Source organism: Pseudomonas sp. NBRC 111119 (assembly GCF_001320125.1).
In the GTDB taxonomy this organism is placed as follows: Bacteria; Pseudomonadota; Gammaproteobacteria; order Pseudomonadales; family Pseudomonadaceae; genus Aquipseudomonas; species Aquipseudomonas parafulva.
The window spans coordinates 40,197-51,928 of sequence record NZ_BCAV01000069.1; the positions used below are offsets into that span (position 1 = coordinate 40,197).

At 60.5% G+C, this 11,732-nt stretch carries 13 protein-coding genes and 1 pseudogene; 7 read left to right on the forward strand and 7 right to left on the reverse strand.

Going from position 1 to position 11,732, the window contains the following annotated elements; all coding sequences use genetic code 11:
* Window positions 1-550: 550 nt before the first annotated feature.
* A complete protein-coding gene (locus APH25_RS23060; RefSeq protein WP_003150544.1) occupies window positions 551-1,480 on the reverse strand; it encodes a recombinase family protein in 930 nt (309 codons plus the stop codon).
* A gap of 201 nt (window positions 1,481-1,681) precedes the next feature.
* On the opposite strand from APH25_RS23060, the gene APH25_RS23065 reads away from it, so the two are divergent.
* From APH25_RS23065 to APH25_RS23075, 3 genes are read left to right on the forward strand one after another with little or no spacing between them, the layout of a single operon-like run.
* The gene (locus APH25_RS23065) at window positions 1,682-1,921 is read left to right on the forward strand and encodes a ribbon-helix-helix domain-containing protein (protein ID WP_003089107.1); all 240 of its coding nucleotides are present in this window, start codon (window positions 1,682-1,684) and stop codon (window positions 1,919-1,921) included.
* Window positions 1,921-2,331 (forward strand): putative toxin-antitoxin system toxin component, PIN family, encoded by a 411-nt coding sequence (locus tag APH25_RS23070; protein ID WP_003150546.1) that lies wholly within the window; start codon window positions 1,921-1,923, stop codon window positions 2,329-2,331. The genes APH25_RS23065 and APH25_RS23070 overlap by 1 nt, the downstream gene beginning before the upstream one ends.
* A gap of 3 nt (window positions 2,332-2,334) precedes the next feature.
* Window positions 2,335-5,328 (forward strand): Tn3 family transposase, encoded by a 2,994-nt coding sequence (locus tag APH25_RS23075; protein ID WP_003299771.1) that lies wholly within the window; start codon window positions 2,335-2,337, stop codon window positions 5,326-5,328.
* Between the two features lie 12 nt (window positions 5,329-5,340).
* Here the strand turns inward: APH25_RS23075 and APH25_RS23080 are convergent, their stop codons facing one another.
* The 3 genes from APH25_RS23080 to APH25_RS23090 are packed head-to-tail and all read right to left on the reverse strand — an operon-like array spanning window position 5,341 to window position 6,199.
* On the reverse strand, window positions 5,341-5,553 hold the full coding sequence (locus APH25_RS23080; RefSeq protein WP_003089113.1) for a GDCCVxC domain-containing (seleno)protein: 213 nt from the start codon (window positions 5,551-5,553) through the stop codon (window positions 5,341-5,343).
* A gap of 7 nt (window positions 5,554-5,560) precedes the next feature.
* Complete coding sequence (merP, locus tag APH25_RS23085; protein WP_045889478.1) at window positions 5,561-5,836, reverse strand: mercury resistance system periplasmic binding protein MerP; 276 nt, start codon at window positions 5,834-5,836, stop codon at window positions 5,561-5,563.
* 12 nt (window positions 5,837-5,848) lie between these two features.
* Complete coding sequence (locus APH25_RS23090; RefSeq protein WP_003089115.1) at window positions 5,849-6,199, reverse strand: mercuric transporter MerT family protein; 351 nt, start codon at window positions 6,197-6,199, stop codon at window positions 5,849-5,851.
* Window positions 6,200-6,273: 74 nt separating this feature from the next.
* Here APH25_RS23090 and merR point away from each other — a divergent pair, with 74 nt between their 5' ends.
* Genes merR through APH25_RS23105 form a run of 3 tightly spaced genes read left to right on the forward strand, consistent with a single transcriptional unit; the run spans window position 6,274 to window position 8,667 of the window.
* Complete coding sequence (merR, locus tag APH25_RS23095) at window positions 6,274-6,672, forward strand: Hg(II)-responsive transcriptional regulator (RefSeq protein WP_003089120.1); 399 nt, start codon at window positions 6,274-6,276, stop codon at window positions 6,670-6,672.
* A gap of 40 nt (window positions 6,673-6,712) precedes the next feature.
* Window positions 6,713-7,645 (forward strand): transposase, encoded by a 933-nt coding sequence (locus tag APH25_RS23100; RefSeq protein ID WP_082428417.1) that lies wholly within the window; start codon window positions 6,713-6,715, stop codon window positions 7,643-7,645.
* Window positions 7,646-7,698: 53 nt separating this feature from the next.
* A complete protein-coding gene (locus APH25_RS23105; RefSeq protein ID WP_082428418.1) occupies window positions 7,699-8,667 on the forward strand; it encodes a siderophore-interacting protein in 969 nt (322 codons plus the stop codon).
* A gap of 140 nt (window positions 8,668-8,807) precedes the next feature.
* Here APH25_RS23105 and APH25_RS23110 read toward each other — a convergent pair whose 3' ends face one another.
* Both APH25_RS23110 and APH25_RS23115 read right to left on the reverse strand, forming a co-directional pair.
* Window positions 8,808-9,623 carry an APH(3') family aminoglycoside O-phosphotransferase gene (locus tag APH25_RS23110; RefSeq protein WP_082428419.1) on the reverse strand — a complete coding sequence of 272 codons (816 nt, stop codon included), beginning with the start codon at window positions 9,621-9,623 and terminating at the stop codon, window positions 8,808-8,810.
* Window positions 9,624-9,812: 189 nt separating this feature from the next.
* Window positions 9,813-10,963 (reverse strand): IS3 family transposase gene (locus APH25_RS23115; protein WP_256217609.1). Its coding sequence is split into 2 segments (ribosomal slippage): window positions 9,813-10,717 and window positions 10,717-10,963, totalling 1,152 coding nucleotides; the frame shifts between segments, so codons are not numbered across the junction.
* Window positions 10,964-11,385: 422 nt separating this feature from the next.
* Between APH25_RS23115 and APH25_RS25760 the strand changes: the two are divergent.
* Window positions 11,386-11,472 (forward strand): annotated as a pseudogene (locus APH25_RS25760) (Arm DNA-binding domain-containing protein); the annotation flags it as partial.
* A 27-nt stretch (window positions 11,473-11,499) separates the two neighbouring features.
* On the opposite strand, the gene APH25_RS23130 reads toward APH25_RS25760, so the two are convergent.
* The coding region (locus tag APH25_RS23130; RefSeq protein ID WP_156333263.1) for a Tn3 family transposase at window positions 11,500-11,732 on the reverse strand (233 nt) is incomplete at its 5' end.

Genomic DNA, 11,732 nt, shown 5'->3' on the forward strand with positions numbered 1-11,732 from the left:
GCCGACGTGGGTTACAGGTGTAGGAACAAACAGTTCCCTGATGCTTAGGAATGAGGTCGATTAACAACCTCAGAAGATCCTTCAGTTGAACCGGTCGCGGCAAATCAGGCAGCCGGAATGAATGATTCTATAATCACTCTATAATTGACTATAAAGACCGTCCTAGAGCGGCAGCTAGGCTGCTCCCTGTGACTTGAGGCTTCCCCTCCCTGTCAGACTTGTTTCGCACGTCTGGGTATTGCGCCCCCGCTAGCCGTTAGCAGCCTGGCATCCTCGTCTGGGCACTGGTTTGGACCGGCTGTGAGAGAATGAGGCTGGCCAGTACGACAACAATGCTGGGAGCAATGATTGGCCCATATGCCCAAAACCTATGGCACGCATTGTTCAGGGGGATGTTATGGACAAGCTCTACGACAGGCTGGTTTTGCCGAGAGGCCACTAGGGGTCGCCTCAGAAAACGGAAAATAAAGCACGCTAAGCCGGTTGCAGCGGTCGTAGCGGCCTGAACTTGGGGTTTGGGGAGCAATGGAACCAAAAACCAACGTAAGCCCTACCAACGCTTTTCGGTGTCTTCTTCCCAGGCGCCCATCTCGACAAAACAGTTGCGCATGTCGGCCTCCTGGCTGATCTCGGTCAGCAGGTCATGCACGCTCTTGTCCAGCTCATCGTCGCTCCGATACGGAATGGTCAACTCATAGTGGCCGGCATCCAGCCGCTTCATGCCATAGGGCTCCAGGCAGTAGCGCTCAATGTTCTCCGTGGCCCGCTTCCGGCCGCGCACGAACTTGCTGTTATTCACCACCGCGAGGCGCAGGGTGACGGTGGCCACCCGCTCGGCGGCGGGCGGCTCTGCCGGCGACGCGGCCGAAGGCTGCTGGTCGCGTGACCTGGCGCTCTTCTGGTACGCGCCGATCTCGACACCACGGTGGCGCAGGTAGCTGTACAGCGTGCTCTTGGAGATGTGCAGCTTCTCGCCGATCGCGCTGACGCTCAGGCGACCTTCGCGGTAGAGGGTTTCGGCCGCCATGGCGGTGGCCTCAGCCTTGGCTGGCAGGCCCTTGGGACGGCCACCGATCCGGCCACGCGCCCGTGCGGCCGACAGACCCGCCTGAGTCCGCTCGCGGATCAGCTCGCGCTCGAACTCCGCCAGCGAGGCGAACAGGTTGAACACCAGGCGGCCTTGGGCGTGGGTGGTGTCGATGGGGTCATTCAGGCTCTGTAAGCCGACCTTGCGCTCTGCCAGCTCGCCGACCAACTCGACCAGGTGCTTGAGGGAACGCCCAAGGCGATCCAGCTTCCAGATCACCACGGCATCACCCGGCCGCACGTTGGCCAGCAGTTTGTCCAACTCCGGCCGGGCGCTTTTCGCGCCGCTGGCGATGTCTTGGTAGATGCGTTCGCACCCGGCCTGTTTCAGGGCATCGACTTGTAGGTCGGCTTTCTGATCCCGAGTGCTCACTCGCGCATAACCGATCTTCATCAAAAGTACTGTTTACTCGACTACGTTAGTAATAGTTGAACTTTGATTAAGCGTACCAGTTATTTGAACCGTAGCGCGGGGAGCTTAACGAACCGAGCCATTCCTCGATAGAGTTCGGCAAAACCTTCGTTTTGTCGAACCATTGCATCGCCCTTTGTGATTGGCGTATAAACACACAAACACCTATTAGCGGAGAACGCTATGAATACCATTCGCTGGAATGTCGCCGTCTCGGCCGACACCGACCAGTCGCTTCGGATGTTTCTGGCCAGCCAGGGCGGCGGCCGTAAGGGCGACCTGTCGCGCTTCATCGAAGAAGCGGTACGGGCACACATCCTGGAGCTGAGCGCTGAGCAGGCCAAGGCCGCTAACGCCCATCTGAGTGAGGCAGAATTGACCAACGCGGTTGACGAAGCGCTCGACTGGGCACGTAAGCGCTGATGCGGGTCGTGTTGGATACCAACATCCTGTTCAGCGCCCTGATCTCGCCACATGGCGCGCCCGATGCGATCTACCGTGCCTGGCGGGCGGCGCGTTTCGAGGTGGTGACCTCGCGGATGCAACTCGATGAAATTCGTCGAGCCAGCCGCTATCCCAAGCTTCAGGCCATCCTACAGCCCGCCAAGGTGGGCGCCATGATCAATAACCTGCAACGGGCTGTGGTACTGGAGCGCCTGACCATCGAGGTCGAAGCCGATGATCCGGATGACTCGTTTTTGCTGGCCATGGCCTTGGCGGGCGATGCGGACTACCTGGTAACCGGTGATCGCCGCGCCGGCCTGCTGCAACGCGGGCACATCGAACGCACGCGGATCGTCACGCCCGCCGTGTTCTGCGTCGAGGTGCTGTGATCAATGCCGGTCGGTTTTCTGACTCAAGAGCAACGCGACGGTTTTGGCCGCTATGTTGATTCGCCCAGCCGTGAAGAGCTGGAACGTTACTTCCACCTGAGCGATGAAGACCGTGAAGCCATCCAGGTGCTGCGGGGTAACCATAACCGTCTGGGTTATGCCGTTCTGCTGACCACCGTCCGCTTCGTTGGCGTTCTGCCGGACAAGCCCGCCGCCGTGCCGGTGGAAGTCCTGCAGGTGCTTTGCCGACAACTGGCGATTCCAGACCCCGACTGCCTCCAGCGCTATAGCGATCATCGCCGCTGGATACATGCCACCGATATTCAGAACCGCTTTGGCTATCGTCATTTCACCGATCCGGGCATCGGCTTTCGCTTGAGCCGCTGGCTGTATGCCCTCTGCTGGACGGGCACCGACCGGCCGGGAGTGCTGTTTGAGCGAGCCACCTCGTGGCTGTTCACACAGAAAGTCCTCCTGCCTGGTGTGTCTCAACTAGAGCGCTTTATCGCCCAGTTGCGCAGTCGGGTCGAAGAACGCCTCTGGTTTACGCTGGGCCGCAGCGTGACTGAGGAACAGCGATTGCAACTGCAAGACTTGCTGACGGTGGCCGAAGGCAACCGCAGCTCCCGGCTGGATCAATTGCGCTCCGGCCCGGTCATGGTCAGTGGCCCCGCGTTGATTCGGGCACTGCGCCGGCTCGATGACGTGCGCGGCATCGGCATCACCTTGCCGGCGGCGGCGCACATCCCTCCCAGCCGTATCGCCGCCCTGGCCCGCTTCGCCAACACGGCCAAGGTCACCGCGATTAATCGGCTGCCGGCGTCGCGGCGGATGGCGACACTGGTGGCCTTCGCACTCTGCCTGGAGGCGACTGCGCACGACGACGCACTGGAAGTCCTGGAGGCCTTGCTGCGCGACCTGTTCAGCAACGCGGAGAAGGCCGACAAGAAAGCCCGCATGCGCAGCCTGAAAGACCTGGATCGGTCGGCCGCGACGCTCGCCGCCGCGTGCAAGGTCGTGCTGGACAGCTCGATCAGCGATGACAACGTGCGCGCCCGGCTGTTCAACGACCTGCCGAGGACCACCCTGGAAAAGGCCCTGGAAGAGGTCAACGCGCTGATCCGCCCGGTAGATGACGTCTATTTTCTTGCATTGGAAGCGCGCTACCGCAGCGTGCGCCGCTTCCTGCCCGACCTGCTCAAGCACATCCGCTTCGGCTTCAGCCCGGCCGGCAAGGGCGTGGCGGCTAGTCTGGAGTGGCTGCAACTGAACCTGCCGCGCCGGAAGCCAGAGGATGACGCGCCGCAGGAGATCGTGGCCAAGGCTTGGCAGAAGCACATCACCCGCGAAGATGGCTCCCTCGACATGGGTGCCTATGTGTTCTGCACGCTCGATGCGCTGCGCACGGCCCTGCGCCGCCGCGATGTCTTCGTCTCGCCCAGTTGGCGCTATGCCGACCCGCGCCTTGGCCTGCTCGACGGTGCCGAATGGCTGGCGGCGCGACCGATCATCTGCCGGTCACTGGGCCTGACCATCGACGCCAAAACCACCCTGGACGCCTTGTCCGTCGAGCTGGATGCAACCTGGCTGGCAGTAGCCGCGCGCCTGCCCGACAACCCGGCGATTCAACTGAGCGAGAACACCGAGGGCAAGACCGAACTGTCGCTCGGGGCGCTGGACAAGCTGGACGAGCCCTGCTCGTTGCTGCAACTGCGGGCGGCCGTGTCTGACCTGATGCCGCGTGTCGATCTGCCGGAAATCCTCTTGGAAATCGCCGCCCGCACTGGCTTTTCCGAGGCCTTCACCCATGTCTCCGAACGCAATGCACGCGCCGACAACCTGGTCACCAGCCTCTGCGCGGTGCTGTTGGGCGGGGCCTGCAACACCGGCCTGGAGCCCTTGATCCGCACCGACAACCCGGCGCTGCGCCGTGACCGGCTGTCCTGGGTCAGCCAGAATTATATCCGCGACGACACCCTGTCAGCGGCTAACGCCATCCTGGTCGGAGCGCAAAGCCAACTGGAACTGGCCCAAGTCTGGGGTGGCGGCGAGGTCGCCTCCGCCGATGGCATGCGCTTCGTCGTACCGGTGCGCACCGTGCATGCCGGCCCCAATCCGAAGTATTTCGGCACCGGCCGGGGTGTCACCTGGTACAACCTGATTTCCGACCAATTCTCCGGCCTCAACGCCATCACCGTGCCCGGCACGCTGCGCGACAGCCTGGTGTTGCTGGCGGTCGTGCTGGAACAGCAGACCGAGTTGCAGCCGACGCAAATCATGACCGACACCGGGGCCTACAGCGATGTGGTGTTCGGGCTCTTCCGCCTACTTGGCTACCACTTCAGTCCGCGGCTGGCCGATGTCGGCGGTACCCGCTTCTGGCGCACGCGCCCGGACGCGGACTACGGCAAGCTCAACGGGCTGGCCCGCCAGTCGGTCAAACTCGACCTGATCGCCGAGCACTGGGACGACCTGCTGCGCCTGGCCGGCTCGCTCAAACTCGGCCGGGTGCCGGCGACTGGCATCATGCGCACGCTGCAAACGGGAGATAGACCCACCCGGCTGGCCCAGGCGCTGGCCGAATTCGGGCGGATCGAAAAGACTCTGCACACGTTGACCTATATCGACGACGAGTCCAAGCGCCGCGCCACCCTGACCCAGTTGAACCGAGGCGAAGGCCGGCACAGCCTGGCCCGCGCCGTGTTCCACGGCAAACGCGGCGAGCTCCGCCAGCGCTACCGCGAAGGCCAGGAAGACCAGCTCGGTGCTCTGGGCCTGGTGGTGAACATCATCGTGCTGTGGAACACCCTCTACATGACGGCGGCCGTGGAACGGCTCAAGCAGCACGGCTATCCAGTGCTGGAAGAGGATTTGGCCCGGCTATCGCCGCTGATCTACGAGCACATCAACATGCTCGGGCGGTATTCCTTTGCGGTACCGGAAGAAGTTGCGCGCGGCGAGCTGCGGCCACTGCGTAATCCAGACGACGACCTGTGATCCCCCTAAACGCTATGAGCAACACCCAAGCTGCTGCTGGATCGGCGGGCACTTCACCGAGCCGAACGAACAGAAAACGCAGCAATCCCCTGGGTTGGGGCGCAGCAGCGCCTTGCAGTTGCTGCACTCGTAATAGAACTGGCAGGCGTCCGTGGGCATGGTTTCCGGCTTGGCGAAGCCGCAGCGCGGGCAAGTCAGCACGGACTCAAGGACAATGGCGCTCATCGTGACCTCACTTCTGCACTGTGGAGGGGTATCCCGCGTTCGCGGTCGCCTCAGTCAGTGCCTCGGGCTGGGCCTTATCGGGATCGTAGGTGACGGTCGCCGTCTTCTGGTCGAAATTGACCTGGACGTCACTCACGCCGGACACCTTCTCCAGCGACTTCTTGACCGTGATCGGACAGAGTCCGCACGTCGGTTTCTGCACGTCGAGCGTGACGGTTTTCGGGGGAGCCGCCAGCGCCACGAAGGGCAAGGCGAAAAGCACGGCGATCAGCAGTTTGCGCATGGTTAATCTCCTTCAGTAGAACAGCGGGGCGAGCCACGGCACGGCCAATAGGCCGAGCAGCAGCACGCTGACGATCCAGAACACGAGTCGCTGTCGCACGAGCGTGCGCGGATCGGCGCAGGGTGTACCTGGCGTACAAACCTGTGGCACCAGGTAGAGCTTGCGGAATGCCAATCCCAGGAACAGTAGAGTCAACCCGATGAAGAGGGGGCGTAGTGGCTCCATCATGGTCAGAGCGCCCACCCACGTACCGCCGACACCGAGTGCCAACAGCACCAGTGGCCCGACACAGCACACCGACGCACCGATGGCGGTCAGCGAACTCGCGACCAGCGAGCCTTTCCCGGTGAGTTGCATCCCCATTCCCATCTCCTGAGCCTGATTGCCTAGGTGCTATTCTAAACTCCGTACCAAAGTACGGAATCAAGGAGAAAGTGATGGCCACAGAGCTGACCATTGGCAAGCTGGCAGACGCCGCCGGGGTGAACGTCGAGACGATCCGCTACTACCAGCGACGCGGGCTGCTGGATGAACCAGCCAAACCCTTGGGTGGCCATCGGCGCTATCCGGTGGACATGGTGAAGCGACTGCGTTTCATCAAGCGGGCTCAGGCGCTGGGTTTCACGCTCTCGGAAGTCGGTGGACTGCTGACGCTGGATGAGTCGTGCGCCTGTGCCGAAACGCGAGCACGGGCTGCACGCAAGCTCGCGTTGATCGAGCAGAAGATGGCCGACTTGGTCGTCATGCAGCAACTGTTAGGCGAACTGGTGCAGCAATGTGATGCGGGAGACGGCGGAACGATCTGCCCGATCATCGAGGCACTGATCAGAGAGTAATGCCTGGCGGGTGAGCTGGAGATCGGAAAGCCCCTTTACGGTGGGATTCAGAGCTTACGTTGGTTTTTGGTTCCATTGCTCCCCAAACCCCTTCCTCTGGGTCAGGGCGCCGACCAGCGCCGAACTCACCCAACTGGCGCACACCATCGCCCATCGGGTCGGCCGCTATTTGGAGCGGCAAGGCCTACTGGAGCGGGATGCTGAAAACAGTTACCTGGCCTTGGATGCGGTGGATGAAGATGCGATGACTCCACTGCTGGGGCATTCCATCACGTATCGCATCGCCGTGGGGCCACAGGCAGGGCGCAAGGTGTTCACCCTGCAGACGCTGCCCGCCTGCGACCCGGAAGATCAGTTTGGTGACATGCCCGGTAAGGTTGCCGGTTTCTCGCTACATGCCGGCGTAGCGGCCAAGGCCCATGAGCGCAGCAAACTCGAACGGCTGTGCCACTACATCAGCCGCCCGGCGGTGTCTGAGAAACGGCTGTCGCTCACGAAGAATGGCAACGTGCGCTACCAGCTTAAGACGCCGTACCGGGACGGCACCACGCATGTGATCTTTGAGCCGCTGGACTTCATCGCAAGACTGTCGGCGTTGGTGCCGAAGCCACGTGTGAACCTTACCCGGTTTCATGGGGTGTTTGCGCCCAACAGCAAGCACCGCGCCCTGGTTACACCTGCCATGAGGGGCAAGGGGAGCAAAAAGGTCAAGGTATCGGATGAGCCGCCAACACCCGCTGGGCGGCGAGCGTCGATGAAATGGGCACAGCGGCTCAAGCGTGTATTCCAAATCGACATCGAGACTTGCAGCGAATGCGGCGGTGCCATGAAGGTGATTGCCTGTATTGAAGATCCGGTAGTGATCAAGCAGATCCTCGACCATCTGAAGCAAAAAGCCGAAACCAACGAGTCCAGCCCGTTGCCCGAGAGCCGGGCACCACCGGCTGGCCTGTCGCCGGGTCTGTTTACCTGACCCGTCCCAAACGATTCCGATCACGATGCTGCGGTAATTCAGCCGCGGCAGGGATGCGTTATGCCGGCGGCTTGGGTTGGCCCCGGCTGTCGGGAAAAACGGGTAAATTTTCGGCGGGATCGATGGCTACACGGGCCGGATTCAGAATCACCCACTGGCAAAGCAGGCCGTCATTCGCGGTCTACAGTGGCTGGACTTGGAGAAAAACGGCGTTTATTCTTCCTATACTCACCCGTTTACGCGTGGTGGCCAAAAACCACCTCACGCCACACTACGTCAGCATCGTGTTTACTGCCGATGACGTTGCCCGCTTTGCCCACACAACCTTAGGCAGCAACAATAAAATTTTCCTGCCGCCACCAGGCCAAAAAGACTTTGAACTGCCTGATTTTGACTTCACCACCATGAAGTGGATGGTGCAAGACGAACGCCAGCGCCCGATTGTGCGAACCTACACCCATCGCAGCATCGACATCGACAAACAAACCCTCACCATAGACTTTGCGCTACACGACGGCCACAGTACGGCCAGCGCCTGGGCTGATGCTGCCCAGCTCGGCGATGAGTTAGGCGTGGTAATGGCCACCGAAGCCATTAGCCTAGTGCCAGACAATGTTCAAAACTATGTATTCTTATGCGACGCCTCTGGCCTTCCCGCCACCGCCGCCCTATTGGAGCGGCTATCAGCCAGTGCCCACGCCTATGTGATCGCCGAAGTACATGGCCCAGAAGATGAGTTAGCGCTCAGTAGTCCAGCCCAGCTAGACATACAGTGGCTACACAATGCCGACCCGAGCCAGGGCAGCGCCATCACCACGGCTTTAAAGGCCCATGCCGACATAGCACGGCTACAAGACAGCCGCTTTGCCCACATTGCCGCCGAGCACGCCACCGTACGCGCCAGCCGCAACTTCTTACGTAAGGAGCAAGGATGGACGCGTGAAGAGTGCTATGCCTGCGCCTATTGGCAGATCGGTCGTCGAGAAGGCGAAAGTAAAACCCCGCCATTGATGGATGATTAAAGTAAAGGATTGAAGATGCTGCAGAGGGCTTGGCTTGTTCGCGAACCAGCAGCCGCACCAAAACCCAAAAGCAGCGCAGCCAAAGGCCCCCGCAGCACTTATTAAAGAGCCAAATGGCGCTGGCTGATGAAGCTCAAAGCTTAAAAAAATTCATCCATCAGATGATAAAAGTGTCGTTTTGCTTCATCTAATGGTGCCAAAGCATAAGCCTGTAAAAACAACGTCTGCGCTGCGGGCCCTAAATCCGCCAGCTCACGTAAAGCAATGGCCAAGTCCTGATGGCGATCGCCCACCCCCGAGCGTCCCACATCAATGACTTGGCCGCGCCCGGTTTTGGGCGCATAAAATACATTGCTGAGCGTGTAGTCTCCATGCACCACGACTAAGTCCTCATTCATAGGGCGCAAACTCAGCCATTCACGCTGCAGGCTGGCCACATCATGACCTGAATTTTCTGCCGCCACGTCTTCTGCATCGACCAAACCAGCCTCGATTCTGGCCTGCACCAGCGGTATTTTATCGGCCAAACGTTGACTAAACGGACAAGCATCAATGGGCAAGGCATGAATCTGCCGCAAAATCAGGGCATAGGCTTGGATGGCGGTGGTTTGAGACGCAGTATCCGCAGCAGACATCACCATGTCTTCCAACAGCACGCCTTCAGCACATGGCAATAATAAATGCTCTTGGCCTGCTGCGGCCATCACCAACGCCGCACGCGGAGCCAGCTGCAACCCAGAAAAATACTGTAGCTTCTGCGCCTCTAATAACAATGAATCGCTCGGTAAACAAGGCGTTGCTTGCTGTTTCAAATACCAAACCGCGGCCGTTTTTTGCGACGCCCCTCGCCACACTTGAGCGCTAGAGAGGCCAACCTCATCCATCTGCCATTCAATAGGCTGATCTGAATTCAAATGGCGTAAAAACGCTAGCGGTAAGGTGGGCTGTATCGGCATGGCTTAATCTTTTTGGTTAGAGGGGATCGGCGCGGCCTGAAGATGTCGGTATACTCAAGCCCATACACCATTAAATCACAGTTGGATGACCCATGCACACACCTGCTTTTCGCCTCACTCGCTGTCACCTTGCCCTAGTCGCCGTCAGCACATTCTTCGCCAGTGGACCGACCAGAGTTCCATAGACACTCAGTCGCCGCTCTGCGCGTAGCGCTTTTCGAACTCTACCGGTGACATGCCGCCAGCGGAACCATGCCGGCGAATCGGGTTGTAGAACATCTCGATGTAGTCGAACACGTCCGAAGCAGCAGTGGCTCGCGTCGGGTAGATCCGCCGCTTGATCCGCTCCTTCTTCAGGACGCTGAAGAAGCTCTCGGCCACGGCGTTGTCGTGGCAGTTCCCGCGACGGCTCATGCTCGGCACCATCCGGTGCGCCTTCAGGAACGACTGCCAGTCGTTGCTGGTGAACTGGCAGCCCTGGTCGGAGTGGACCAGCACGCCCGGGCCGGGCTTGCGTCGCCATGCCGCCGCCATCAGCGCCTGCAGCACCAGGTCGCTGGTCATCGTGGATGCGGTTGCCCAACCGACGATCTGGCGCGAGTACAAGTCCATCACCGCCGCCAGGAACAGCCAGCCCTCGTAGGTGCGGATGTAGGTGATGTCCGTGACCCAGACCTTGTTCGGGGCGTGCGGCGTGAAGTCCCGGTTGAGCACGTTCGCCACGGCACCGACCGGGCCGCCGCGGTGGCGCGGCTTGCCGCCATAGCCCACCTGCGCCCGCAGGCCCTCGGCCTTCATCAGCCGCCGGACGCGGTGCCGGCTGCAATGCTCGCCGGCTTCCCGCAGGTCCAAGGTGATCTTGCGATAGCCATACACCGCGCCGCTGGCCAGCCAGTGGTGCCTGATCAGCCCCAGCAGGCGCTGATCGTCCCGCTCGCGGGCACTGGCGCCTTGGCGCAACCAGGCGTAGTAGCCGCTGCGGTGCACGCCCAGCACCCGGCACATCGCGACCAGGCGGAACTCGCGGATGTGCGCGCGCATGAACGCGTACTTCGCCCTTACCCCTTGGCAAAGTACGCGGCGGCTTTTTTTAGGATGTCGCGCTCCTCGGTCACCCGCCGCAGCTCGGCCTTGAGACGGCGGATCTCGGCTGAGTCGCTCGGCGCAACCGTGGCTCCAGCGGCCGGCATCGACTTCTTGGCCGCCTGCACCCAGCCATACAACGTGTGCTTGGGAATCCCGATCCGGGAGGCGACGTCCACCACCGTGAAGCCACGCTCGATCACCTGCTTCACCGCTTCGGCCCGGAACTCATCCGTGTACTGCTTGCTGTTGCCCATAAACACCTCGGTCATTGCCATCAATTATGGCAACCGGATGTCTACGAAAGGCTGGCCGGTCCACAGCACCGTCTGGGCGCAAGCACCTAACTGGGCCCCGGTGATTGAGTGGGAATGATTCCGCGTCTGGCACAGCCAGGCACCTGATGGCATGAAATGCCGCTAAGCCCGCGTAATTGCGGGCTTTTTTTTGTTTGTGTTTGGCACGATCTGGCAACGGGAGGAAGCGCCAAGCACCGTTTGAGCATGGCATTAAAGCTGGTATTATGGTTTGGCGATGCCATGATTGATGCCGATACCATGCTGCGTTCTTTTGTGTGTTCATGGTATTAATATTCTATAAGTTACTGTTTCGTAAGAAAAAATACGATAAATTCGAGATTTTTTCAGCATGGTATCGGAGACGAAGAAGGACAAGGTACATGCTGACCGATACCAAGCTGCGCAATCTCAAGCCCAGGGACAAACTCTACAAAGTGAATGACCGGGAAGGTCTCTATGTGGGGGTCGCCTCAGAAAACGGAAAATAAAGCACGCTAAGCCGGTTGCAGCGGTCGTAGCGGCCTGAACTTGCCCGCGCCGATCTTGGCGCTGCTGCGCCAGAGGTAATCGCCGGTGAGGTTGATGTGCTCCCAACCGAGCGGCGACAGGTACTGCAACAGCGCGTCATCAACGGCATGGCCGTTGCCACGCAGCGCGTGCGCAGCCCGTTCCAGATAGACCGTGTTCCACAACACGACGGCAGCCGTTACCAGATTGAGGCCGCTAG

Excerpts from the sequence above, each read along its gene's own strand:
- APH25_RS23060 (WP_003150544.1), bottom strand. The coding sequence starts at position 1,480 with ATGAAGATCGGTTATGCGCGAGTGAGCACTCGGGATCAGAAAGCCGAC.
- APH25_RS23065 (WP_003089107.1), top strand. The coding sequence starts at position 1,682 with ATGAATACCATTCGCTGGAATGTCGCCGTCTCGGCCGACACCGACCAG.
- APH25_RS23070 (WP_003150546.1), top strand. The coding sequence starts at position 1,921 with ATGCGGGTCGTGTTGGATACCAACATCCTGTTCAGCGCCCTGATCTCG.
- APH25_RS23075 (WP_003299771.1), top strand. The coding sequence starts at position 2,335 with ATGCCGGTCGGTTTTCTGACTCAAGAGCAACGCGACGGTTTTGGCCGC.
- APH25_RS23080 (WP_003089113.1), bottom strand. The coding sequence starts at position 5,553 with ATGAGCGCCATTGTCCTTGAGTCCGTGCTGACTTGCCCGCGCTGCGGC.
- merP (WP_045889478.1), bottom strand. The coding sequence starts at position 5,836 with ATGCGCAAACTGCTGATCGCCGTGCTTTTCGCCTTGCCCTTCGTGGCG.
- APH25_RS23090 (WP_003089115.1), bottom strand. The coding sequence starts at position 6,199 with ATGGGGATGCAACTCACCGGGAAAGGCTCGCTGGTCGCGAGTTCGCTG.
- merR (WP_003089120.1), top strand. The coding sequence starts at position 6,274 with ATGGCCACAGAGCTGACCATTGGCAAGCTGGCAGACGCCGCCGGGGTG.
- APH25_RS23105 (WP_082428418.1), top strand. The coding sequence starts at position 7,699 with ATGCGTTATGCCGGCGGCTTGGGTTGGCCCCGGCTGTCGGGAAAAACG.
- APH25_RS23110 (WP_082428419.1), bottom strand. The coding sequence starts at position 9,623 with ATGCCGATACAGCCCACCTTACCGCTAGCGTTTTTACGCCATTTGAAT.